This window comes from Streptomyces sp. NPDC058619 (genome assembly GCF_042717785.1).
Classification (GTDB): Bacteria; Actinomycetota; Actinomycetes; order Streptomycetales; family Streptomycetaceae; genus Streptomyces.
In genome coordinates this window covers 37736-61474 of sequence record NZ_JBHXQN010000016.1, presented here as the reverse complement: position 1 = coordinate 61474, position 23739 = coordinate 37736, and the positions used below count along the sequence as shown (strand labels likewise).

The 23739-nt window shown below is 73.8% G+C and carries 7 protein-coding genes and 1 pseudogene; 4 read left to right on the top strand and 4 right to left on the bottom strand.

What is annotated here, in order from left to right:
• Positions 1-11: 11 nt before the first annotated feature.
• Together ACFWTC_RS18035 and ACFWTC_RS18030 are read right to left on the bottom strand one after the other, a co-directional pair.
• A pseudogene (locus ACFWTC_RS18035) lies at positions 12-116 on the bottom strand (molybdopterin-dependent oxidoreductase); the annotation flags it as partial.
• 93 nt (positions 117-209) lie between these two features.
• A complete protein-coding gene (locus tag ACFWTC_RS18030) occupies positions 210-1157 on the bottom strand; it encodes a methionyl-tRNA formyltransferase (protein ID WP_383930379.1) in 948 nt (315 codons plus the stop codon).
• 247 nt (positions 1158-1404) lie between these two features.
• On the opposite strand from ACFWTC_RS18030, the gene ACFWTC_RS18025 reads away from it, so the two are divergent.
• From ACFWTC_RS18025 to ACFWTC_RS18010, 4 genes are all read left to right on the top strand, one after another.
• Positions 1405-2757, top strand: a complete 1353-nt coding sequence (locus tag ACFWTC_RS18025; RefSeq protein ID WP_383930381.1) for a lysine N(6)-hydroxylase/L-ornithine N(5)-oxygenase family protein — start codon at positions 1405-1407, stop codon at positions 2755-2757.
• A 93-nt stretch (positions 2758-2850) separates the two neighbouring features.
• Positions 2851-3891 carry an iron-siderophore ABC transporter substrate-binding protein gene (locus tag ACFWTC_RS18020; protein WP_383930384.1) on the top strand — a complete coding sequence of 347 codons (1041 nt, stop codon included), beginning with the start codon at positions 2851-2853 and terminating at the stop codon, positions 3889-3891.
• 45 nt (positions 3892-3936) lie between these two features.
• Positions 3937-19476 carry an amino acid adenylation domain-containing protein gene (locus ACFWTC_RS18015; RefSeq protein WP_384028769.1) on the top strand — a complete coding sequence of 5180 codons (15540 nt, stop codon included), beginning with the start codon at positions 3937-3939 and terminating at the stop codon, positions 19474-19476.
• Positions 19473-19682 (top strand): MbtH family protein, encoded by a 210-nt coding sequence (locus ACFWTC_RS18010; protein WP_383930391.1) that lies wholly within the window; start codon positions 19473-19475, stop codon positions 19680-19682. The genes ACFWTC_RS18015 and ACFWTC_RS18010 overlap by 4 nt, the downstream gene beginning before the upstream one ends.
• 351 nt (positions 19683-20033) lie before the next feature.
• Here the strand turns inward: ACFWTC_RS18010 and ACFWTC_RS18005 are convergent, their stop codons facing one another.
• On the bottom strand, positions 20034-21944 hold the full coding sequence (locus ACFWTC_RS18005; protein WP_383928043.1) for an ABC transporter ATP-binding protein: 1911 nt from the start codon (positions 21942-21944) through the stop codon (positions 20034-20036).
• A complete protein-coding gene (locus ACFWTC_RS18000; protein ID WP_383928046.1) occupies positions 21941-23638 on the bottom strand; it encodes an ABC transporter ATP-binding protein in 1698 nt (565 codons plus the stop codon). Before ACFWTC_RS18000 ends, ACFWTC_RS18005 begins: the two co-directional genes overlap by 4 nt.
• Positions 23639-23739 lie beyond the last annotated feature (101 nt).

The window sequence follows — 23739 nt, the reverse complement described above, 5'->3', positions numbered from 1 at the left end:
GCCGGGTCCAGCGCGCCGAACCACACGTGCGTGACCGCGCTGACGTAGCGCGCCCCGCACCGGTCCGAAGGCACCACCAGCTGCGCGCCGGCCCCGTCGAGCTCCGTGCCGTCGAGGCTCACCCGGGCGGCCGGCTCCGATCCGCTCTTCGCGGGGTGTCGCTGAGGCGGGGGAGCGTGGTGCGGGGGCGGGTACGGTCGCGCCGTGGGTCAGGGGCGGGTCGTGAGGTAGCCGCCCATGGAGGTGAAGTATTCGAGGGCGGGCATCTCAAGGCCCTCCTCGGTGCGTACGCGCGTGATGGCCAGGCCGTGGTTGCGGCCGGTGCGGGCGTCGGCTCCGGCGACGATCGCCACGCCCTCGCCCTCGCGGTAGAAGATGCGGCCGGGCGTGCCGCCGTAGCGGCCCTCGGACACCACCGCGGTCACTATCTCCAGCCGCTTGCCCTTGTGGAAGGTGAACGCGCTGGGGTACGGGGCGGACTGGGCGCGCACGAGGCGCTCCAGGACGTCCGCCGGCCAGTTCCAGTCGATGCGGATGTCGTCCTCGGCGCGCTTGTGGAAGAAGCTGGCCTGCGAGCGGTCCTGCCGGGTGAACTCGGTCTCGCCGGCGGCGATGCGGGCCAGCGCGCCGACGGTGACCGGGGCGATCAGGTCGACCGTCTTGTGGAAGAGGTCGGTCGCGGTGTCGGTGGGGCCGACGGTGACCGCCTGCTGGAGGACGATGTCACCGGCGTCGAGCTCGTCGTCCATCATGTGCGCGGTCACGCCGACTTCGGACTCGCCGTTGATGAGGGCCCAGATCAGCGGGGAGAAGCCGGCGTACTTCGGGAGCAGCGAGTCGTGGACGTTGAGGGTGCCGTGGCGCGGGAGGTCGAAGATGCGCGACGGTATGTACGTGCGCCAGTTGTTCGCCACGATGATGTCCGGGTCCGCCTCCTTGAGGCGCGTGAACAGCTCCTCGTCGTCGGGGCGGTTGCGGATGACCACGGGGACGCCGTGTGCTTCGGCCAGGTCCGCGACCGAGTCGCTCCAGATCTTCTCGTAGGCGTGCTCGCTCTTGGGGTGGGTGACGACCATCACCACGTCGTGCTCGGAGTCCAGGAGCGCTTGCAGGGTGCGGTGGCCCCAGGTCTGATAACCGAACATGACGACCCGCATGGGGTTCCTCCTCTGGAGAGCAATAGATCACCAGAAAGTAAAGCAAGCCTTACCTAAGGATGCAACGTACCGGATTCTAGGCGCCCTTTGCAGCCATAGTGGCCGGTTTGACTGATTTGCCTGGTCGACAGGGTGCCGTAATGAGGTTAGCTTTACCTAAGTTCGCTCGGCCTGCTGCTCATCGGTATGCCCTGCCCAGATTCTCCTCGGCGCCTCACAGGCGGCTGTCTCGCATGATCGGAGTGACATGTCACAGGCTCTTCCTGATGACGCACCGGTGATCCACGACCTCATAGGCATCGGCTTCGGGCCGTCCAATGTGGCCATGGCGATAGCGCTCACCGAGCACAATGCACGCGTCGACATGCAGGAGGCGGTCACTGCTCACTTCTTCGAGCAGCAGCCGTGTTTCGGCTGGCACCGCGGCATGCTGTTCGAGGACGCGACCATGCAGGTGTCGTTCCTCAAGGACCTGGTGACGCTGCGGAACCCGTCGAGCGAGTACAGCTTCCTCTGCTATCTGCAGAGCAAGGGGCGGCTGATCGACTTCGTCAACCACAAGAACCTGTTCCCGCTGCGCGTGGAGTTCCACGACTACTTCGAGTGGGCCGCCGCCAAGGTCGACGACATGGTGTCCTACGGACACGAAGTGGTCGCCGTGCGGCCCGTCGTGCGCGACGGCGTCATCGAGTACGTGGACGTCACCGCCCGCTCCGGCGCCGAACTGGTCACCCACCGGGCCCGCAACCTCGTGATCGGCACCGGCCTGCGGCCCTACATGCCCGAGGGCGTCGAGCGCACCGAGCGCGTGTGGCACAACTCCGACCTGCTCCGGCGGGTGGACGGCCTGGACGGCACCGACCCGTCCCGGTTCGTCGTCGTCGGCGCCGGCCAGAGCGCCGCGGAGAACGTGGCCTTCCTGCACCGCCGCTTCCCCGAGGCCGAGGTCTGCGCGGTGTTCGCCCGCTACGGCTACAGCCCGGCGGACGACAGCAAGTTCGCCAACCGGATCTTCGACCCCGCGGCCGTGGACGAGTACTACACGGCTCCCGGCGAGGTCAAGAACAAGCTGATGGACTACCACGGCAACACCAACTACTCCGTGGTGGACATCGACCTGATCGACGACCTGTACCGCCAGTCGTACCAGGAGAAGGTCCTGGGCGAGGAGCGGCTGCGCTTCCTCAACGTCTCCCGCCTCTCGGACGTCGTCGAGACGCCCGACGGCGTGAAGGTGACCGTCGAGTCCCTGGTCTCCGGCGAGGAGACCCCCCTCGACGCCGACATCGTGGTCTACGCCACGGGGTACCGGCCCGCCGACTCCCTCGGCCTCCTCGGCGAGGTCGAAGGGTTCTGCCACCGCGACGACGAGGGCCGCGTCCGCGTCGAGCGCGACTACCGCATCACGACGGACCCCGCGCTGCGCTGCGGCATCTACCTCCAGGGCGGAACCGAGCACACGCACGGCATCACCTCCTCCCTGCTGTCCAACACCGCTATCCGGGTCGGCGAGATCCTGGAGTCGGTCATCGACCGGACCCCGAAGCCGGCCGCCGGCGAAGCCCAGCTGGTCGCCGACGGGATCGGCACCTCCAGCTAGGGGGCCGCCCGCCCCACCCTCTCCTCCTGCCTGGCAGCGCCGTCCTGCCGGGCGTGAGGCATGCACTGCGCAACCCCCGTGAAAGGAACACCCGTGTCCGTTGGTTCCCGCCCCGCGCTGACGAGGATCGTCAGAAACCTTCCCCGTGTGGCCGCCGCGGCCGCCGCCGCTCTCGTTCTGAGTGCGTGTGGTGGTGGCGAGGAGAAGAAGGCCGAGTCCAAGCCGTCCGGGGAGGCGACCGGTTCGTCCGCCGCGTTCCCGGTGACCGTCGAGCACAAGTACGGGTCGACGACGATCGACGCGGAGCCGAAGAAGGTCGTCACGCTCGGCCTGTCCGACCAGGACGCGGTGCTGGCCCTGGGCGTGAAGCCGGTCGGCGCCGTGGACTGGTTCAAGGAGACCCCGTACGGCAAGTGGCAGTGGTCGAAGGACCTGTGGGGCTCGACGCCGCCGCAGGTCGTCGGCGAGCGCGACGAGTACAACATGGAGAAGATCGCGGCGCTGAAGCCGGACCTGATCATCGCCCAGTACTCGGGCATGAAGAAGGAGCAGTACGACACGCTCTCCAAGATCGCCAAGGTCGTCGCGCAGCCGAAGGGCTCGGAGGACTACCAGGCGACGTGGCAGGTGATGACGCAGCAGATCGGCAAGTCGCTGGGCAAGGACGCCGAGACGCAGAAGCTGATCGCGGGGATCGACGCGCGGTTCAAGGCCGTCCGGGAGAAGCACCCGGAGTGGAAGGACAAGACGGTCGCGGTCGGCGAGCCCGTCGAGCCCGGCAAGTTCTCCGCGTTCTCCCCGAAGGACCCGAAGGTCATCTTCCTCAGCGAGATGGGCTTCACGACCTCCGAGGCCTACCGCACCGCGCTGGGCAAGGACAACATCGCCGACCTGAGCTCCGAGCGGTTCGACGTGATGGAGGCCGACCGGACGGTGTGGCTGGGCACTCCCGACACCGAGGCGGCGATGAAGGCCGACCCGCTGTACGCGAAGACCAAGGTCAACCAGGAGAAGCGCGACCTGTTCCTGCCGTACGACAGCCCGGACATCGGCGCGGCGCTCTCCTTCAACACCGTGCTGAGCATCCCGTACGCCATCGACCAGGTCGTCCCGAAGCTCGAAGCCATCAAGTAACGACCAGCCACCGACGCGCAGGACCAGGGAAAGGCCTACTGAACGATGATGGACACCGACTCGGACCGGACCGCTGCCGCCGGGACACCCGTCACCGGTGGACAATCCGGGATCTGGCTCGCTCAGCAGATCGAGCCGGACAGTTCGGCCTTCAACGTCTCGTTCACCCTGGAACTGCGAGGTGACGTCGACCTCGACCGCCTGACCGCCGCCGTGCGGCAGGTGGTCGAGGAGGCGGACTGCCTCCACGTCGTCTTCACGACCACCGGGGACGGCAGCCCCCGCCAGCTTCCCCGCCGCATGCCCGTCGACGTCCCCGTCGTCGACCTGCGCGCCGAGGCCCACCCCGAGGACGCCGCCTGGGAATGGATGGGCGCCCACCGGGCCCGCCCCCTGGCCCCCGCGGACGGCCCCCTGTTCTCCCACACCCTGATCCGGCTCGCCGACGACCGGGTGCTCTGGTACCAGTGCTACCACCACCTCGTCATCGACGGCGTGAGCATCGGCCTGCTCTCCCGGCGGGCCGGTGAGCTCTACACCGGCACCCGGGAGGTCGCCCCCGTCGCCTGGGACGCGACCCGGCTCGCCGCCTCCGAGGAGGCCTACCGCGCCTCCGAGGCGTACGCCGAGGACCGCGCGTACTGGCTGGAGCGCCTCGCGGACCGGCCGCAGCCGGTCCGCCTGGTCGAGCCCGGCCAGAAGCTCCTCACGCGCCGCTACCGGCGCACCACCGAACTCTCCGCGGCCGACACCGACCGGCTCAAGGCCGCCGCCCAGGCGTCCGGGGTCCGGCTGTCCGCCCTGCTGGTCGCCGCCGTGGCCGCGTACACGCACCGCACCACCGGCGAACAGGACCTCGTCCTGGGCCTGCCCGTCACCACCCGCCGCGACCGCGCCATCCTCGGCGTCCCCGGCATGGTCTCCAACATCGTGCCGCTGCGGCTGACCGTACGCCCCGGCACGACCGTCGCCGAGCTGCTCGCCCAGACCCACGCGCGGATCGCCGAGGCCGTCACCCACGGCCGGTACCGCGCCGAGGACCTGGCCAAGGAACTCGGCCTGGTCGAGGGCGTGTCCGAGCTCGTCGGCCCCACCGTCAACATCCTGCCCGGCACCGACTGGCTGAGCTTCCGCGACCACCAGTCCGACCTGCGCCCCCAGTGGCTCGGCGCGGTCAGCGACCTGGCCGTCAGCGTGGGCGAATCCGTGCGCGGCGCCGTCCGCGTCCTCTTCGACGCCGACGCCGACCAGTGCACCGAGGACGGCCTCGTCGCCCACCAGGAGCGCTTCGGCATCCTCCTCGACGCCTTCGCCGAGGACCCCGACCGGCGCGTGGGCCGGCTCGAACTCACCACCGCCGCGGAACGCGCCCGGCTGCTGGTGGACTTCGGCACCTCCCCGAGCGATTCCCCCGAACTGTCCTGGCCGGCCGCCTTCGAGGCACAGGTGAGCCGCGACCCCGGGGCCGTCGCCCTGGTCTGCGAGGACACCGAACTCACCTACGCGGAACTCGACGCCGCCGCCAACCGGCTCGCCCGCCTCCTCGCCGCCCGCGGCGTGGGCACCGAGGACGTCGTCGGCGTGGCCCTGCCGCGCTCGCCCGAACTCGTCACCGCCCTGCTCGCCGTGATGAAGACCGGCGCCGCCTACCTGCCGCTGGACTCCGACCACCCGCAGGACCGCCTCGCGTACATGCTCCAGGACGCCGGCGCCCGCACCGTCGTCACCGCGCGGGAGCAGGCCGAGGGCCTGCCCGCGCTCCCCGGCCTGGCGCTGCTCCGGCTCGACGACCCGCAGACCGCCGCCGCCCTCGCCGCGCAGGACCAGGCCGCCCTCGGCCTGGACATCCCTCTCGACCGGGCCGCGTACGTCATCTACACCTCCGGCTCCACCGGCCGTCCCAAGGGCGTCGTCGTCCCCCACGACGGCATCGGCAGCCTCATCGCCACCGCCACCGAACGCATAGGCATCGGCCCGGACAGCCGGGTCGTCCAGTTCGCCTCCGTCGGCTTCGACGTGACGGTCTGGGACCTGGTCATGTCGCTGTGCGTCGGCGGCCGGATCATCGTCGTTCCCACCGAGCGCCGCGTCGCGGGCCCCGCCCTCACCGACTACATCGCGGCCCACCGCGCCACCCACATGATCCTGCCGCCGTCGCTGGTGTCGGCGCTGCCGCAGGACTGCGAACTGCCCGAGGGCTGCGTGCTCGTCGTCGGCACCGAAGCCGTCCCGAGCGAGCTGATCGCCCGCTGGTCGCACCGCCTGCAGATCGTCGTCGCCTACGGCCTCACCGAGGCGAGCGTCAACTCCACCCTCTGGCTCGCCCGCCCCGACTGGCAGGGACCCGTCCCGATCGGCGAACCCGACCCCAACACCCGGGCCTACGTGCTCGACTCCGCGCTGCGGCCCGTACCCGTCGGCGTCGAGGGCGAGCTGTACGTCGCCGGCCGCGGCCTGGCCCGCGGCTACCTCGGCCGCTTCGGCCTGACCTCCGAGCGCTTCGTCGCCGACCCCTTCGGCGAGCCCGGCACGCGCATGTACCGCACCGGCGACCGGGTCCGCTGGACCGCCGGGGGCAACCTCGACTTCCTCGGCCGCGCCGACGGCCAGATCAAGATCCGCGGCCACCGCATCGAACCGGGCGAGATCGAAAGCGCGTTCATGGCCTGCCCGGGCATCGCCCAGGCCGCCGTCCTGGTCCGCGAGGACCAGCGCGCCGCCAAGCGGCTCGTCGCCTACCTCGTCGCCGACGCCTCCCTGGACACCGCCGGAGCCGAGGCCGCCGTCACCGCCGCCCGTGCCGAGGCCGCCCAGGACCTGCCCGACTACATGGTCCCCTCGGCCGTCGTCCGGATGGACGGCCCGCTGCCGCTCACCCCCAACGGCAAGCTCGACGCCCGCGCCCTGCCCGACCCGCAGTGGACCGCCATGACCGGCGACGCGGCCCCCACGACCCCGGCCGAAACCACCCTCGCCGCGCTCTTCGCCGAAGTCCTCGGACTGCCCTCGGTCGGCGTCCACGACAGCTTCTTCGAGCTCGGCGGCGACAGCATCGTCGCCATCCACCTCGTCACCCGCGCCCGGGCCGCCGGCCTCGCGATCAGCCCCCGCGAGGTGTTCCGGCTCCGCACCGTCGCGGCCCTGGCCCTCGCGGCCGGGGACGCCCCGGACGCGCCGCGGACCGCCGCCCCGCCGCCCGAGCCGTTCACCCTCGTCCCGCTCACCGACGGGGACCGCGCCGAACTCGCCGAGGGCATCGGCGACCTGCTGGACGTGGTACCGGCCACCCCGCTCCAGGAGGGGTTCTACTTCCACGCGGCCGTGGACCGGGGCGGCGCCGATGGTTACGCCGTCCAGGACGCCGTCGAACTCGGCGGAGACGTCGACCCCGAGGCCCTCCGGACCGCCGTGCAGCGCCTCCTCGACCGCCACCCGCTGCTGCGCGCCGCCTTCCGCCAGCACTCCGACGGCCCCGTCGTCCAGGTCATCGGCGCCGATGTCGCGCTGCCCTGGCGGTTCACCGACCTGACCGGCCAGGACCCGGCCCGGCAGGCGGCCGCCGCCCTGGAGGTCGCCGCCGCCGAACGCGGCCGCGGCTTCGACCTCGGCGCCCCTCCGCTGATGCGCGCGGCCCTGGTCCGGCTCGACGCGCAGCGCTCCGTACTGCTCCTGACCATGCACCACATCATCGTCGACGGCTGGTCGGTCTCCCTGGTCATGCGGGAACTGCTCGACGGCTACCGCCCCGGCGCGCCCGCCGCGGCGACCGCGGCGGACCCCGCCTACCGGGCGTACACCGGCTGGCTGGCCGGCCTCGACCGGGACCGGGCCCGCGCGGCCTGGCGGGACGCCCTGGCCGGCCTCGACGCGACCGACGGCCTCCCCTTCCGCGCCGGCGAGACGCCGGGCACCGCCTCCGGCCGGATCACCGTGGAGCTGTCCGCCGACCGGACCGCCGCGCTCACCGCCGGGACGCGCCGTCTCGGACTGACCCTCGCCGCCGTCGTACAGGGCGCGTTCGGCCTCGTGCTCGGCGACGTCGTCGGCGCCCAGGACCTCGTCCTCGGTACCACCGTCTCCGGCCGCCAGGCCCCCGTACAGGACATCGAGACGCTCGTCGGCCTGCTCATCAACACCGTGCCCGCCCGGCTCGGCTGGCGCCCCGAGCAGAGTCTCGCCGAGGTCCTCACCGCCTTCCAGGACGGCCAGGCCGACCTGCTGGACCACCAGCACCTCGGGCTCGCCGAGATCCAGCGGGCCGTCGGCCGGGGCGACCTCTTCGACGCCCTCGTCGTCGTCGAGAACCTGCCCGAGGCCGGCGACGCCGCCGACCCGCGGGGCCTCGTCCGGATCCTCGGATCCGAGATCCGCGACGCGGTGCACTACCCGCTCGCCCTCACCGTGCTGCCCGGCACGGCGCTGCGGCTCCAGCTGGACCACGACCCGGCCCGCCTGGACGCCCGCGCCGCCGCCCGCTTCGCCGACCGGCTGCTCGCCGTGCTGGAACAGGTCACCGCCGACCCGCACCTGCCGGTCGGCCGGCTCGCCGCGCAGTCCGCGGACGAGCAGCGGACCACCCTCGCCGCCCTCGCCGGAGCCGAGCGGCGGCTGCCCGCGGACACCGTGCACGGCGCCTTCGCCGCGCAGGCGCGCCGCACCCCCGACGCCGTCGCGCTGGTCCACGAGGGCGGCCACACCTCGTACGCCGAACTCGACGCCCGCGCCGAGGCGCTGGCGCACCGGCTGGCCGCCCGCGGGGTCAGCGCCGAATCCGTGGTCGCCGTCGCCGTGCCCCGGTCCGCCGAGACCCTCGTCGCCCTGCTGGGCGTCATGAAGGCCGGCGCCGCCTACCTGCCCGTCGACGTCGACTACCCGGCCGAGCGGGTCCGCCACATGCTCACCGACTCCGGCGCCCGCACCGTCGTCGCCACCGCGCGGTCCCTGGCGAAGCTGCCCGCCCTCGACGGGGTCGCCCCCGTCCTCCTCGACGGCCCCGAGGCGGCCGCGGACGCCCCCGCGACGGGCGCGCTCGACCCCGTCGACCCCGACGGCGCCGCGTACGTGATGTACACCTCCGGCTCCACCGGCCTGCCCAAGGGCGTGGTCGTCCCGCACCGGGCCGTCGTCGGCCAGCTGGCCTGGACCGCGGAGGAGTTCGGCTTCGGCCCCGGCGAGCGGGTGCTGCACCAGTACTCGACCAGCTTCGACCCCTCCGTCCAGGAGATCTTCGTCCCCCTGCTCACCGGCGGCACCGTGGTCGTCGCCAGGCCCGACGGGCACCGCGACCCCGCCTACCTCGCCGGGCTGATCCGCGCCGAGCGGGTCACCAACGTCGACCTCGTGCCGTCGCTGTACACCGCCCTGCTCGCCGAGGACGTGGACGGCGCCCCCTGGTGGGCGAGCCTGCGCCGCGCCTTCAGCGGCGGCGAGGCCCTGCCCGTCCCGCTCGCCCGGCGCTGGCAGGACCGCACCGGCGTCCCCCTGCACAACGTGTACGGGCCCACCGAGGCCGTCATCCAGGTCACCAGCTGGCAGGCGGGCGCCGAGAGCGCCGGAGCGGCCACCGTGCCCATCGGCCGGCCCGTGTGGAACACCCGGCTGCACGTCCTCGACCGGTACCTGCGCCCGGTGGCCCCGGGCGAACCGGGCGAGCTCTACCTCGCGGGCGACCAGCTCGCCCGCGGCTACCACGGACGCACCGCGCTCACCGCGGAACGCTTCGTCGCCGATCCGTTCGGCACTCCGGGCGCGCGGATGTACCGCACCGGAGACATGGTCCAGTTCAGCGCGGACGGAGTGCTCACCTACCTCGGGCGCACCGACCACCAGGTCAAGATCAGGGGAAACCGAGTGGAACTCGGGGAAATCGAAGCCCGCCTGCGGGACGATCGACACGTCGCCGACGCGGTGGTCGTCGCCCGCGACGACGAGCGCGGCGTCAAGCAGCTGGTCGCCTACCTGGTCCCGGCCCAGGGCGGCCCGGCCGACGCGTTCGACGCCGAGGCGGTGCGGACCGCCCTGACGGGCACGCTGCCCGCGCCCATGGTGCCCAGCCACTTCGTCGCCCTCGACGCGCTGCCGCTCACCCCGGGCGGGAAGACCGACCTGAAGGCCCTGCCCGCCCCGACGGTCCGCCGCAAGGCCGGCCGCGGCTCCTCGCGCGAGGGACGCGAGCAGCAGCTCTGCACGATCTTCGCCGAGGTGCTCGGCCTCGACGCGGTCGACGCCGACGAGGACTTCTTCATGCTCGGCGGCGACAGCATCCTCTCCATGTCCGTCTCCAGCCGCGCCCGCAAGGCCGGCCTGTCGGTCAGCCCCCGCGAGGTCTTCGAGCACCGCACCCCGGCCGCCCTCGCCGCCGCCACCGGCGGCGCGGACGCCGCTGCCGCTCCCGCCGCCGACACCGACGGCGTCGGCGACATCACCCTGCTGCCGATCGTCCACCAGCTCCGCGAAGACGGCGGCCCCATCGGCCGGTTCAACCTGTCGATGCTGCTCCAGGCACCCGCGGACGCCGACGCCGACCGGCTGACCCGCGTCCTGCGGGCCGTACTGGACCACCACGACGGCCTGCGGACGTCCCTGACCCGCATGGACCTCGGCCCCGCCATCCCGGCCCTCTGGTCTGCCACCACCACCCCGGCCGGCAGCGTCGACGCCGCCGCCGTACTGCGCCGCGCCGACGCCGCCGGACTGGACGACACCGCCCTGCGCGCCCTGATCACCCGCGAGTCGGACGCGGCCGCCGGCCGCCTCGACCCCGACACCGGCGCGATGCTCCAGGCCGTGTGGTTCGACGCCGGCGCCGGCGTGCCCGGCCGGCTGCTCCTCGTCGTCCACCACCTGGTCGTCGACGGCGTGTCCTGGCGCGTCCTGCTCGGCGACCTCGCCGCCGCCTGGGACGCCGCGCTCCAGGGGCAGCGACCCGAGCTGGAGCCCGTACCGACCTCGCTGCGCCGATTCGCCCGGGAGATCGCCGAACAGGCCACCTCCCCGCAGCGGCAGGCCGAACTCCCGTACTGGGCCAAGACCCTGGCCCCCGGCGCCGAGCTGGTCCCCGGCGGCGACCGGTCCGGCACCGCCGGCTCCGCCCGGGACCACACCGTCACCCTCACCACCGAGGAGACCCGCGCCCTCCTGACGGCCGTCCCCGCCAGCGCCGGAGCCGACGTCACCGAGGTGCTCCTCGCCGCCCTGCGCCTGGCGGTGTCCCGCTGGCAGTCCGGCCGCGGCGGCAACGCGGCGGGGGACCTGCTCGTCGACCTCGAACGCCACGGCCGCGACGGCACCGACCTGGACCTGTCCCGCACCGTTGGCTGGTTCACCGCCCTGCACCCGGTCCGGCTGCCCGCCGCCGACGGCGCCCTCGACACCCTGAAGGCGGTCAAGGAGGCCGTCCGCTCGGCCCCCGACTCCGGCGCCGGATACGGCATGCTGCGCTACCTCAACCCGCAGCTCGCCCCGGTCTTCGCCCAGCTGTCCACCGCCCAGGTGCTGTTCAACTACTTCGGCCGGCTGCCCGCCGACCAGGCCGTCGACTGGGCGCCCGCCGCCGAGTCCGACGCCCTGTCCGTGGAAGCGGACGCCGACCTCGCCATGCCGTACCCGCTCCAGGTCAACGCGGTCTGCGCGGACACCCCGCACGGCCCCGAGCTGCGGGCCACCTGGACCTGGCCGGCGGACCGGACCCTGGGCGAGGAGGACGTCCGCGCCCTCGGCCTGGCCTGGGCCGAGGCCCTGCGCGAGCTCATCGCCCAGGCCGCCGGCTCCGGCTCCGCCACCGGCGCGCTGACCCCCTCCGACCTGCCCCTGGTCCAGCTCACCCAGGGCGAGATCGACCGGGTCCAGCAGACCAGCCCGGTCCCCGTAGCCGACATCTGGCCGCTGTCCCCGCTGCAGGAGGGCATCCACTTCCACGCCAGCTACGACACCGACGGCCTGGACGTCTACACCGCCCAGGACTGCTTCGACTTCGGCCACCGCCTGGACCTGGACCGGCTGCGCACGGCCTGCGCCGCCCTGCTCGCCCGCCACCCCGGCCTGCGCGCCGGCATCACCTCCGAGGGACTGCCCGCGCCCGTACAGTTCGTCGGCCCGGCCGGCGGGGTCCCCGTCCCGCTCACCGAGACCGACCTGACCGCCCTCACCGAGGAGCAGCGGCAGACCCGCCTCACCGAGATCGCCGACGCCGACCGCCTGCGCCGCTTCGACCTGGCCGCGCCCCCGCTGTTCCGGCTCCAGCTCATCCGGCTCACCGAGAACGCCGACCGCCTGATGCTCAGCCACCACCTGGTGGCCTGGGACGGCTGGTCCCAGTCCCTGTTCCTCGACGAGCTGCTTGCCCTCTACGCGGCGGCCGGCGACGACACCGGACTCGCCGCCCCCGGCAGCTACCGCGACTACCTGAGCTGGCTCGCCGCCCAGGACTTCGACGCGGCCCGCGCCACCTGGAGCAACGCGCTCGCCGGCCTCGACGAGCCCACCCTCGTCGCCAAGGGCCGCGGCGGCGAGCCGACGATCCCGCGCCGCCACGCCCTCGACCTCGGCCCCGACCTCAGCGACCGGCTGCGCGGCTCCGCCCGTGCGCACGGCCTCACCATCAACGCGGTCCTGTCGGCGGCCTGGGCCCTGGTGCTGTCCGCCGCCGTCGGCCGCAGCGACGTGGTGTTCGGCGCGACCGTCGCCGGCCGCCCCGCCGAGGTGCGCGGCGCCGAGTCGACCATCGGCATGTTCCTCAACACCGTCCCGCTGCGCATCGCCCTGCGCCCCGAGGAGACGGTCGCGGACCTGCTGCGGCGCGTCCAGTCCGAACGCATGGCGCTGATGGACCACGAGTACCTGGGCCTCGCCGAGCTCCAGCGCGCCGGCGGCCACCCGGTCCTCTTCGACACCCTGTACGTGCTCCAGAACTTCGCCGACGAGGGCGCCTTCCGCGAGCTCACCGACCGGCACGGCATCACCGGAGTCGGCAGCGTCGACTCCACGCACTACCCGATGACCCTGATCGTCAACCCGGCCGAGCGCGTCCAGGTCAAGCTGGAGTACCGGCCCGACCTCGTCGACGACGACCAGGCCGCCGCCACCCTGAACCGCTACCGGACCCTGGTGGAGCGCCTCCTCGGCGACCTCACCGCCCCGGTCGGCACCCTCGACCTGCTGCTGCCCGACGAGCACGCCGAGCTGACCGCCGCCTGGGCCGCCGGCAACCAGCCGGTCCCCGACGAGACCGTCGCCGACATGCTCGCCACGCAGGTCGCCCGCACCCCCGACGCCGTCGCCCTCGTCTTCGGCGACACCTCCCTCACGTACGCCGAACTCGACGCCCGCATCAACCGGCTGGCCCGGCTGCTGCTGGCCCGCGGCGCCGGCCCCGAGCGGACCGTGGCCCTGGCGCTGCCCCGCTCCATCGAGATGGTCGTCGCCCTGTTCGCCGTCCTGCGCACCGGGGCCGCCTACCTGCCGCTCGACCTGGACCACCCCGCCGACCGGCTGCGCCTGATGGTCGAGGACACCGGGCCGCTGTGCCTGCTCACCACCCTCACGGTCGCCCCGACCCTGCGCGCCGCGTCCGGCCCGCTCGCCCCCGAGGTCGCCCTCGACGACCCGGCCGTCGCCGCCGAGCTGGCCGGGCACCCCGGCGGCGAGGTCACCGACGCCGAGCGCCCCGCGTTCGCGCACTCGGTCGCGGGCCGCCTGGAGCACCCCGCCTACGTCATCTACACCTCGGGCTCGACCGGCAAGCCCAAGGGCGTCGTCACCCCGTACCGCGGTCTGACGAACATGCAGCTCAACCACCAGGTGGAGGTGTTCGACCCGGCGATCGCCGCGGCCGGCGGCCGCCGCCTGCGCATCGCGCACACCGTCTCCTTCGCCTTCGACATGTCGTGGGAGGAACTGCTCTGGCTCGTCGAGGGCCACGAGGTCCACGTCTGCGACGAGGAACTGCGCCGCGACGCCGAGGCGCTGGTCGCCTACTGCGACGACCACCGCATCGACGTCGTCAACGTCACCCCCACCTACGCCCAGCTGCTGATCGAGGAAGGCCTCCTCGACCGGGACGAGAGCGCCGGCAAGCACCGGCCCGCGCTGGTCCTGCTCGGCGGCGAGGCCGTCTCCGACACCGTCTGGACCCGCCTCGCCGTCACCGAGGACACCTACGGCTACAACCTGTACGGCCCCACCGAGTACACGATCAACACCCTCGGCGGCTCCACCGCCGACAGCCCGACCCCCACGGTGGGCCGCCCCATCCGCAACACCCGCGGCTACGTCCTCGACGCCATGCTGCGCCCGGTCCCGCCCGGCTGCCCCGGCGAGCTCTACATCGCCGGCACCGGCCTCGCCCGCGGGTACCACGACCGGCCCGGGCTCACCTCCGAGCGGTTCGTCGCCGACCCCTTCGGCGCCCCCGGCGAGCGCATGTACCGTACGGGCGACCTCGTACGCCAGCGCCCCGACGGCCTGATCGACTTCCTCGGCCGCACCGACGACCAGGTCAAGATCCGCGGCTACCGCATCGAGCTCGGCGAGATCTCCACCGCCCTGTCGGCCCACCCCGACGTGGCACACGCCGCCGTCGTCGTGAACGAGCAGGCCGCCGGCAAGCGCCTCGTCGGCTACGTGGTCCCCGAGGAGGCCGCCGAACGCGGCGAGGCCCTCGTCCAGAGCCTGCGCGAGCACCTCAAGGCCACCCTGCCCGACTACATGGTCCCCGCCGCCCTGATGGCCGTGGACACCCTGCCGCTGACCGTCAACGGCAAGCTCGACACCCGGGCCCTGCCCGCCCCCGAGTTCGCCGGCGCCGGCGCCGGCCGGTCCCCGCGGACCCCGCGGGAGGAGACCCTCTGCGCGCTGTTCGCCGAGGTCCTCGGCCTCGCGGAGGGCAGCGTCGGCATCGACGCCAACTTCTTCGAGCTCGGCGGACACTCGCTGCTCGCCACCCGGCTCATCGCCCGGGCCCGCACCGCGCTCTCCGCGGAACTGGCGATCCGCGACCTCTTCGAGGCCCCGACCGTCGCCGAACTCGCCCTGCGCGCCGCCGGATCGCGGGGCGACGCCCGCCCCGCCCTGGTCGCCGCCGAGCGCCCCGGGGAACTGCCGCTCTCCCACGCCCAGCAGCGGCTGTGGGTCATCCAGCAGATCGAGGACACCTCCGCCGCCTACAACTTCCCGCTGGTCATGCGGCTGCGCGGGAACCTCGACGTGGACGCCTGGCGGGCCGCCCTCGGCGACGTCACGGACCGTCACGAGGCCCTGCGCACCCTCTTCGCCGAGCGCGACGGCCGGGCGTACCAGCGGGTCCTGCCCGCCGGGCAGGCCCACCCGCCGGTCGAGCACCTGCGCGCCACCGAGGAGGAGGTCCGCGCCCTCGTCGACGCGGCGATCAACCGCCCCTTCGACCTCGCCGCCGAGCTGCCGCTGCGCGCCACCGTCGTCGAGGTGGCGCCCGAGGAGCACGTCGTCGTGATCCTCCTGCACCACATCACCACCGACGAGTGGTCCGACCGCCCCTTCCTCGGCGACCTGGCCGCCGCCTACGCCGCCCGCCGCTCCGGCAGCGCCCCCGCCTGGGAGCCGCTCCCGGTCCAGTACGCCGACTACGCGCTATGGCAGCGGAAGCTGCTCGGCGACCCGGCCGACGCCCAGAGCCTGGCCGCCCGCCAGCTCGACCACTGGCACCGCACCCTGGACGGCGCCCCCGAGGAACTGGAACTGCCGACCGACCGGCCGCGTCCGGCCCGCCCCGCCTTCACCGGCGCGGAACTCGACGTCGCGTTCGACGGTCCCGCCTACCAGGGCCTGAAGCGGCTCGCCAAGGACAACGGCGTCAGCATGTTCATGGTGGTCCACGCGGCCGTCGCGACCCTGCTGCACCGCCTCGGCGCCGGCACCGACATCCCGCTCGGCTCGCCCATCGCCGGCCGCGGCGACGAGGCCCTCGACGACCTCGTCGGCTTCTTCGTCAACACCCTGGTGCTGCGCACCGACCTCAGCGGCGACCCCACGTTCACCGAGCTGCTCGGCCGGGTCCGCGACACCGACCTGGCCGCGTTCTCGCACGCCGACGTGCCCTTCGAGTCGGTCGTGGAGAAGCTCAACCCCACCCGCTCGCTGGCCCGCAACCCGCTGTTCCAGGTGATGGTCGGCTACCACGCCCGCACCGAGGGCGAACTGGACCTGGCGGGCCTCGGCGTGGAGTACGTACCGTTCCGCATCCGCTCCGCCAAGTTCGACCTGGTGTTCAGCTTCACCGAGGAGACCGCGGCCGACGGCGACGGCGGTTCCCTGGTCTGCCGCCTGGAGTTCGCCACCGAACTCTTCGACCAGGAGACCGCCGAGCTGATCGGCGAGCGCCTCGCGGCTCTCACCGGCGCCCTCGCGGCCGCCCCCGACCGTCCCGTGTCCGCCGCCCCGCTCCTGGTGGGCGATGAGCGGACGCTGGTCCTGGAGGGCTTCAACGGCTCCCCGCGCGAGGTCGACGAGCTGTCCCTGCCCGCCCTGTTCGCCCGGCACGTCGCCGAGCGTCCCGGCGCGGTCGCCGTCGTCGACCGCGACACCCGCCTCGACTACGCGGCGCTGGACGCCCGGTCCAACCGGATCGCCCACCTGCTGGCCGCCCGGGGCGTCGGCACGGAGAGCGTGGTCGGCGTGGCCGTGCCCCGCTCCGCGGACATGATCGCCACCGTGCTCGCCGCCCTGAAGCTCGGCGCCGCCTTCCTGCCGCTCGACCTGGTCCACCCCGCGGACCGGCTCAGCTACATGATCGAGGACTCCCGGGCGACCCTGGTCGTCGGCACCGAGCCCGTGGCCGGGAAGATCCCCGCCACCGGCGTCCCGGTCCTGCTCCTCGACGAGCACGGCACCGTAGCCGCCCTGGCACGGCAGCCCGAAACCGCCGTGCCCGCCCCGCAGGTGGCTCTCGACCAGGCCGCGTACGTCATCTACACCTCGGGCTCCACCGGCCGCCCCAAGGGCGTCGTCGTCCCCCACGAGGGCATAGCCAGCCTGGTCGCCACCGCGGTCGACCGGATGGGTCTGGAAACCGACAGCAGCGTCCTGCAGTTCGCCTCCATCGGATTCGACGTCTTCGTCTTCGAGGTCGCGATGGCGCTCTGCCACGGCGGCCGCCTCGTCCTCATCACCGACGAGGCCCGGGTCGCCGGACCGGCGCTCACGGACTTCCTCGCCGAGCACCGGATCAGCCACATGATCCTCCCGCCGTCCCTGGTCTCCGCGCTGCCCGCCGGCTGCGCACTGCCCGAGGGGTCGACCGTCCTGGTCGGCACCGAGACCGTGCCGCCGGACCTCTTCGAGCGGTTCGGCGCCCACGCCAACCTGATCTGCGCCTACGGACTGACCGAGGCCACCGTCAACTCCACCCTGTGGGAGTCCCGGGACGCGCGGCTGCGCCCCGGAGCGCGCGTGCCGATCGGCATCCCGGACCCCAACACCACCGCCTACGTCCTGGACGACCGGCTCCAGCCCGTCCCGCCCGGCGTCGTCGGCGAGCTGTACGTGTCCGGACGGGGCCTGGCCCGCGGCTACCTGGGCCGGTTCGGGCTGACTGCCGAGCGGTTCGTCGCCGACCCGTTCGGCGCACCCGGCAGCCGCATGTACCGCACCGGCGACCGGGCCCGCTGGCGCCGCGACGGCAACCTAGACTTCCTCGGCAGGGTCGACACCCAGGTCAAGATCCGCGGCTTCCGCATCGAACTCGGCGAGATCGAGGCGGCCCTCGCCGGACACCCCGGCGTCGGCCAGGCCACCGTCGTCCCGGACCGCGCGGGGGACATCGTCCGCCTGGTCGGGTACGTCGTCCCGGAGCACGGCGCCCTCGACCCGCAGGACGTGCGGGCGCACGTCGCCGGCCAGCTGCCCGAGTACATGGTCCCCGCGCTCGTCGTCGTCCTCGACGGCCCGCTGCCGCTGACCCCGAACGGCAAGCTCGACCACAAGGCGCTGCCCGCGCCCGACTGGTCCGGCATGTCCGGCGGGGCCCGTCCGGTCGGCGCCACCCAGGCGAAGCTGGCCGACCTCTTCGGCGAGATCCTCCAGCTCGACGAAGTCGGCGTGCACGACAATTTCTTCGCCCTCGGCGGCCACTCCATGGCCTCCATGCGCCTCCTGGGCCGCATCCGCTCCGAGTTCGGCGTCGAGCTGAGCATCCGTGACGTCTTCGACGCCCTGACCGTCGCCGGCCTCGCCGCCAAGCTCGACGGCGCGGCCGCCGCCCGCCCGGCGCTGCGCCCGGCCGGCGGCCGGGCCCTCGCGGACGAGGACGCCGCTCCGGCTCCCGTACAGCGCTGGCAGTGGTCGGCGTACCGGCGCTGGGACGGCTTCGACCACGGCCTGGTGCTCCGATCGCCCGGCGCCCTGGACGCGGCCGCCCTGGCCGCCGCCCTCGACGACGTGGTGACCCGCCACGAGCCGCTGCGCACCCGCTTCACCGAGCGGGACGGCGCCGTGCACCGGCAGCCCGCCGGGCACCCGGTGCTGGAGACGGAGAGCTGCGCCGACCTCGACGCCCGGCTCGCCGAACTCGCCGCGCTGCACCCCGACCTGACCCGCGAGGCGCCCCTGCGCGCCACGCTGCTCACCGGCGCCTCGGGCGACCAGGCGCTGCTGCTCACCGCGCACTACCTCGCGGTGGACGAATGGTCCGTCGTCCCCCTGTTCCGCGACCTGACCGACGCCTACGGGGCCCGGGAGCAGGGCCTGGCCCCCGCCTGGGAGCCGCTGCCCGTGACCTACTCCGACTACGCGGCCTGGGCGCAGGAGGTCCTCGGCGACCTCGCCGAGCCCACCAGCACCGGCGGCCGCCAGCTCGCCTGGTGGCAGCAGAACCTGGAGGGAGTCCCACGGGAGCTCGCGCTCCCCGCGGACCGGCCCCGCCCGCAGGCCCCGGCCGTCCGCGGCCCGGGCGGCGACTACGTCTCCTTCGTCCTGGACGAGCGGCTCCACGCGGACGTGGACGCCCTCGCCCAGACCACCGGCACCAGCATGTTCATGGTGCTGCACTCCGCGCTGTCGGCCCTGCTCACCGCCCACGGCGCGGGCACCGACCTGCCGATCGGTACGATGGTCGCCGGCCGCGGTGAGGAGCAGCTCGCCGACCTGGTCGGCTGCTTCTTCAACACCGTGGTGCTGCGCACCGACACGGCGGGCGACCCCACCTTCGCCGAGCTGCTGCGCCGGGTGCGGGAGACCACGCTCAGCGCCCTGGACCGGCAGGACGTCCCGTTCGACGAGGTCGTCCGCGCCACCGCACTGCCCGCCGGGGGACCGCAGGTGATGGTGATCCACCACGAGCAGGCGGACCTCGGACAGTTGGAGGGCGGCGTGGGATCCTTCCACGCGGTGCCCACCGGTTCGGCGAAGGCGGAGCTGACGCTCAGCTTCTACGAGCCGCGCGGCGACGGTCCGGTGCACTGCGAACTGATCCACGCCACCGACCTGCTCGGCGGGGCCAAGGCCCGCCGGCTGGCCGAGGAACTTCACCGGCTGCTGCGCCATGTGGTGGCCGAGCCCGGACAGCCGCTCTCGGAGCTGTTCACCGTTATGTCCACGAGGAGTGAGAACGCATGACCACCAACCCGTTCGAGGACCCGCAGGGCCGCTTCCTGGTCTTGGCCAACGACGAGAACCAGCACTCCCTGTGGCCGTCCTTCGTCGACGCGCCGGCGGGCTGGCGGACCGTGTTCGGCGAGGACACCCGTGAGGCCTGCCTGACGTACATCGAGACGAACTGGACCGACCTGCGCCCCGCGAGCCTGGTCGCCCTGCAGGGCTGACCCGCCCGGCACCACGACGCCGCCCCCGGCGAGGAGAACCCTCCTCGCCGGGGGCGGCGTCCGTGCGCCCCCGTCCGGCCGGGAGCGGCGGGTGCGGGTACGGGGGAGCTCCGGTGCGGGCGCCGGTGCATGCCGGCGTCCGCGGGTACGGGGCTACGGGGGTACGCGGGTAACGGGTCCCCGTGTAGGCGCGTTGCGGGTGCGCGCGTTCGGGGCTCCACCGGTACGCGAAAGCGCCGTGTGCCGCCCCACCGGCTCCGGCGGGCGCCGGGCGGGAGGACGGCACACGGCGCGGGCCGGGTGCGGTCGTACGGGCGGCGGTTCAGCCGGGCCGTAGGGTGGGGCGTCGGCTCAGTGGGCCGACGTGGCCGGGGGCGAGGCCTTCCGGGGTCCGGGCAGCGTCGCGTCACCCGGCTCCCGGCGGCTGGCGGACCAGGCCGCCCAGAGGTCGGCGTACCGCCCGCCCGCCGCGACGAGTTCCTCGTGCGTGCCGGTCTCCACGACCCGCCCCCGGTCGAGGACCACGATGCGGTCGGCGGTCGCGGCCTGCGGGAGCCGGTGGGCGACCATCAGGCCGGTACGCCCCTCCAGGGCACGCAGCGCGGCCGTTTCCAGCACGCGGGCGCCCGCACTGCCGGCGTCGGCGGTGGCCTCGTCGAGGATCGCGATCGGCGGGTCGGCGAGGACCAGGCGGGCCAGGGCCAGGTGCTGGGCCTGGGTCACCGTGAGCCGGTGCCCGCCCTCGCCGACCACCGTGTCCAGCCCCTCCGGCAGGGCCAGCGCCCAGTCCAGCGCGCCCACCCGGTCGAGTGCCGCGCGCAGTTCCTCCCCGGTGGCCTCGGGCCTGGCCAGCCGCATGTCCTCGCAGAGCGGTCCGGCGAACACGTGGACCTCCTGGGAGATCAGGGTCACCGCCCGCCGGATCCCGCCGGGACCCAGCTCGCGCGTGTCCGCGCCGCCGAGGACGATCGAGCCGTCCGACGGGTCGTGGACGCCGGCGATCAGCTTGGCCAGGGTGGTCTTCCCGGCGCCGCTCGCACCGACCAGCGCCACCCGCTCGCCGTCGCCGACCTCCAGGTCGACGTCGCGCAGGACCTGGTGCCCGGAGACGTACGCGTGGTTCAGGCCGCGGACCTCCACCGATCCGGCCGTCCGGCCGGTCCGTTCCCCGGCCTCCCGCTCGGCCGGCAGGCTGGAGACGCCCACCAGGCGGGCGAGGCTCGCGCCGGCCGACTGCGCCTCGTCGATGAGGAAGAGCGCGGCGTTGACGGGGTTGAAGAGGCTGTGGAAGTAGAGCGCGGCCGCCGTGGCCGTGCCGATGCTCACCGATCCGTTGTCGACGAGGAAGAACCCCGTCAGCAGGACCGCCGCCAGACCGATGAACTCCGCCAGGTTGAGCCGCGAGAAGAAGCCGGACACGAGCCGGATGCCGCGCAGCGCGAGGTCCACGGATTCCCGGGACCGCTGTTCGAGGAGCTGGGAGTGCCGGCCGCCCAGCCGGAACGCGCGGACGGTGCGCACGCCGCCGATGCTGTCGAGGAGCTGGTGCTGCAAGGCGCCCGTCGCCACGCGGTGTTCGGCGTACACCTTCGAGGCGCGGGGGATGTACCAGCGCACGGACAGGACGTGGACCGGTACGGCGAGCAGCACCGCCGCGAGGAACCGCCAGTCCAGTACGGCCAGGCCGACCAGCGTCAGCGCGATGGTGAGCAGGGCGCCGGCGAACTCGGGCAGGGCCTGGCGCACCGCCCTCGCGATGACGGTCACGTCCTGGGTCACCCGCGAGGTGAGGTCACCGGAACCCGCCTTCTCGACGCGTTCGAGGGGCAGCCGCAGCGCCCGCGCGATGAACCGCTCGCGCAGAGCGGCCAGGATCGTCTCGCCGAGCCGTGCGACCAGGGAACTGCCGATCGCGGTGGCGACGCCGCGGGCCACCGCCACCACGAGCAGCAGGACCATCGGCACGGTCAGCGAGGCGGAGCCGCGCTGTTCGACGACCAGGTCGACGATGCGCCCGAGCAGGGGAGCGGTCAGCAGCCCGACGCCCGTGCCCAGGACCAGTACGGTCAGCGCGGTGACGGCGAGCAGCCGGTGGCCGCGGAGCAGGGTGCCGAGCACGCCGAGGGTCTGCGCACCGGTGGCCGTGGGCAGCAGCTCGCGCTCCGGGGTGCTCGGTCCGCTCATCGTCCGTCCTTCGTTGTCCGCGTCTTCGGTGCCCGCGCCCGTACCGGCCGCGGTGTCGGTTCCGTTGGGATCGGTCATGCCAGCACCGCCGCGCGGTAGGCCGTGTCGTCGGCGACCAGGTCCTGGTGGCGGCCCTGCGCGGTGACGGCGCCGCCGTCGAGGACGACCACCCGGTCCGTCTCGGCGAGCAGGGCGGGGCTCGTGGTGACCAGGAAGGTGGTGCGGTCGGGCCGCAGCCGCCGCAACCGGGCGGCGATGTGCGACTCCGTGACGGTGTCGACGGCGGTGGTCGGATCGTGCACGACCAGCACCGGGGGGTCCGCGGCGAGGGCCCGGGCGAGGGCCACGCGCTGGCGCTGTCCGCCGGACAGGGAGCGGCCGCGCTCGGTGAGGACCGTGTCGACGCCCCGGGGGAGGGCCCGTGCGACGTCGTCCGCCGCCGCGGCGGCCAGCGCCGGACCGGCGTCCCGCGCGTCGGTGTCCATGGCGGCCCGTACGTTGTCGAGCAGGCTGCCTTCGAACAGGTCGGCGTCGTGATGGGCGACCAGGACGGCCCGGCGCGCGGTCTCGGGGTCCAGTTCGGTCAGCGGTACGCCGTCGAGCTCGATCACGCCTTCGTCGGGGTCCGCCTCGCGGCCCAGGCACAGCAGCAGGTCGTTGGCGGCGGCCGGGTCACCGGCGACGACACCGATCAGGCTTCCGGGCGCGACGTCGAGGTCCAGGCCGCGCAGCGACCCGTACGTGACGCCGCGGAGCCGGATCCGGCCGGTGACCGGATCCGGCAGCGCGGCCGTCCCGGCCGCGACGGCGGGCGGCGAGGCTAGCACCTCGGCGATCCGCTCCGCGGAGGCGCGGCCCTGGGCGAACTCGCCGTTGACGTAAGTGAGGAGCTGGAACGGACCCAGCAGGTACTGGGCGAGGCCGACGGCCGCGACGAGTTCGCCCACGCTGATCGAGCCGCTCATCGCCAGGTGCGCGCCGACCAGTCCGATGACGGCGATGAACGTCCCGGTCAGCGCGAGGATCGCGCCGTCGTGCCAGGCCCGGCTGCGGGCGGCCCGCAGCGCCGCCGCCAGCGAGTCCTGGCTCGTACGCCGGTACCGGGACACGGCGGCCGCCTCGGCACCCATGCCCTTGAGCACCCGCAGCCCCGCGACGAGGTCGGCGGCGACGCCCGAGGCGTGCGCCGCGCGCTCCTGTTCGACCTCGCTGCGCTCCTCCAGCGGCCGGCTGATGAGGTGGCCCAGCCACAGCAGGGGCGGTACGCCCAGCAGGATCAGCAGGCCCAGCGGCACCGAGATGCGCAGCAGCGCCACCGCGCTGATGACGAGTCCGGCGGCGCCCGACAGCGCGTACGTCACGGCGGCGGCGGTGGCGCCCACCCGGGTCGCGTCGCCGGTGGCGATGGCGGTGAGCGCTCCGGGCAGCCGGCCCCTGTCGGCGCCGCCGCGCGGGTCGAGCACCTTGGCGCCCAGGGTGAGGCGCAGGCCGTGGGAGGCGTGCTCCGCCGATCCGTCGGTGATCCTCGCGGCGATCCGGTAGCACGTGGACAGCGCGAAGAAGAGCACGGCGAGGACGAGCAGCCAGCGCAGCAGGGCCCCGGTGGAACCGGTCGCGACGGCCTGGTCGATGATGACACCGATGACGACGGGCACCAGGGCCTCGCAGCCCTGGTGCGCCATGCCGAGGATCGAGGCCGTCGCGACCCGGCGGCGCTGGCCCCCGACCGCCTTCCGGAGGACTTGGCTCCCCGTCGGTCCTCCGTCGAGCATGTGTGCCTCCGTAAGATGGTCGGATAGTTAGGTAAGGCTACTCTAAGCAAGTCCTGCCCCAGGCCTCGCCCGCGAGCCCGGATGCCCTACTTGTGGCATGT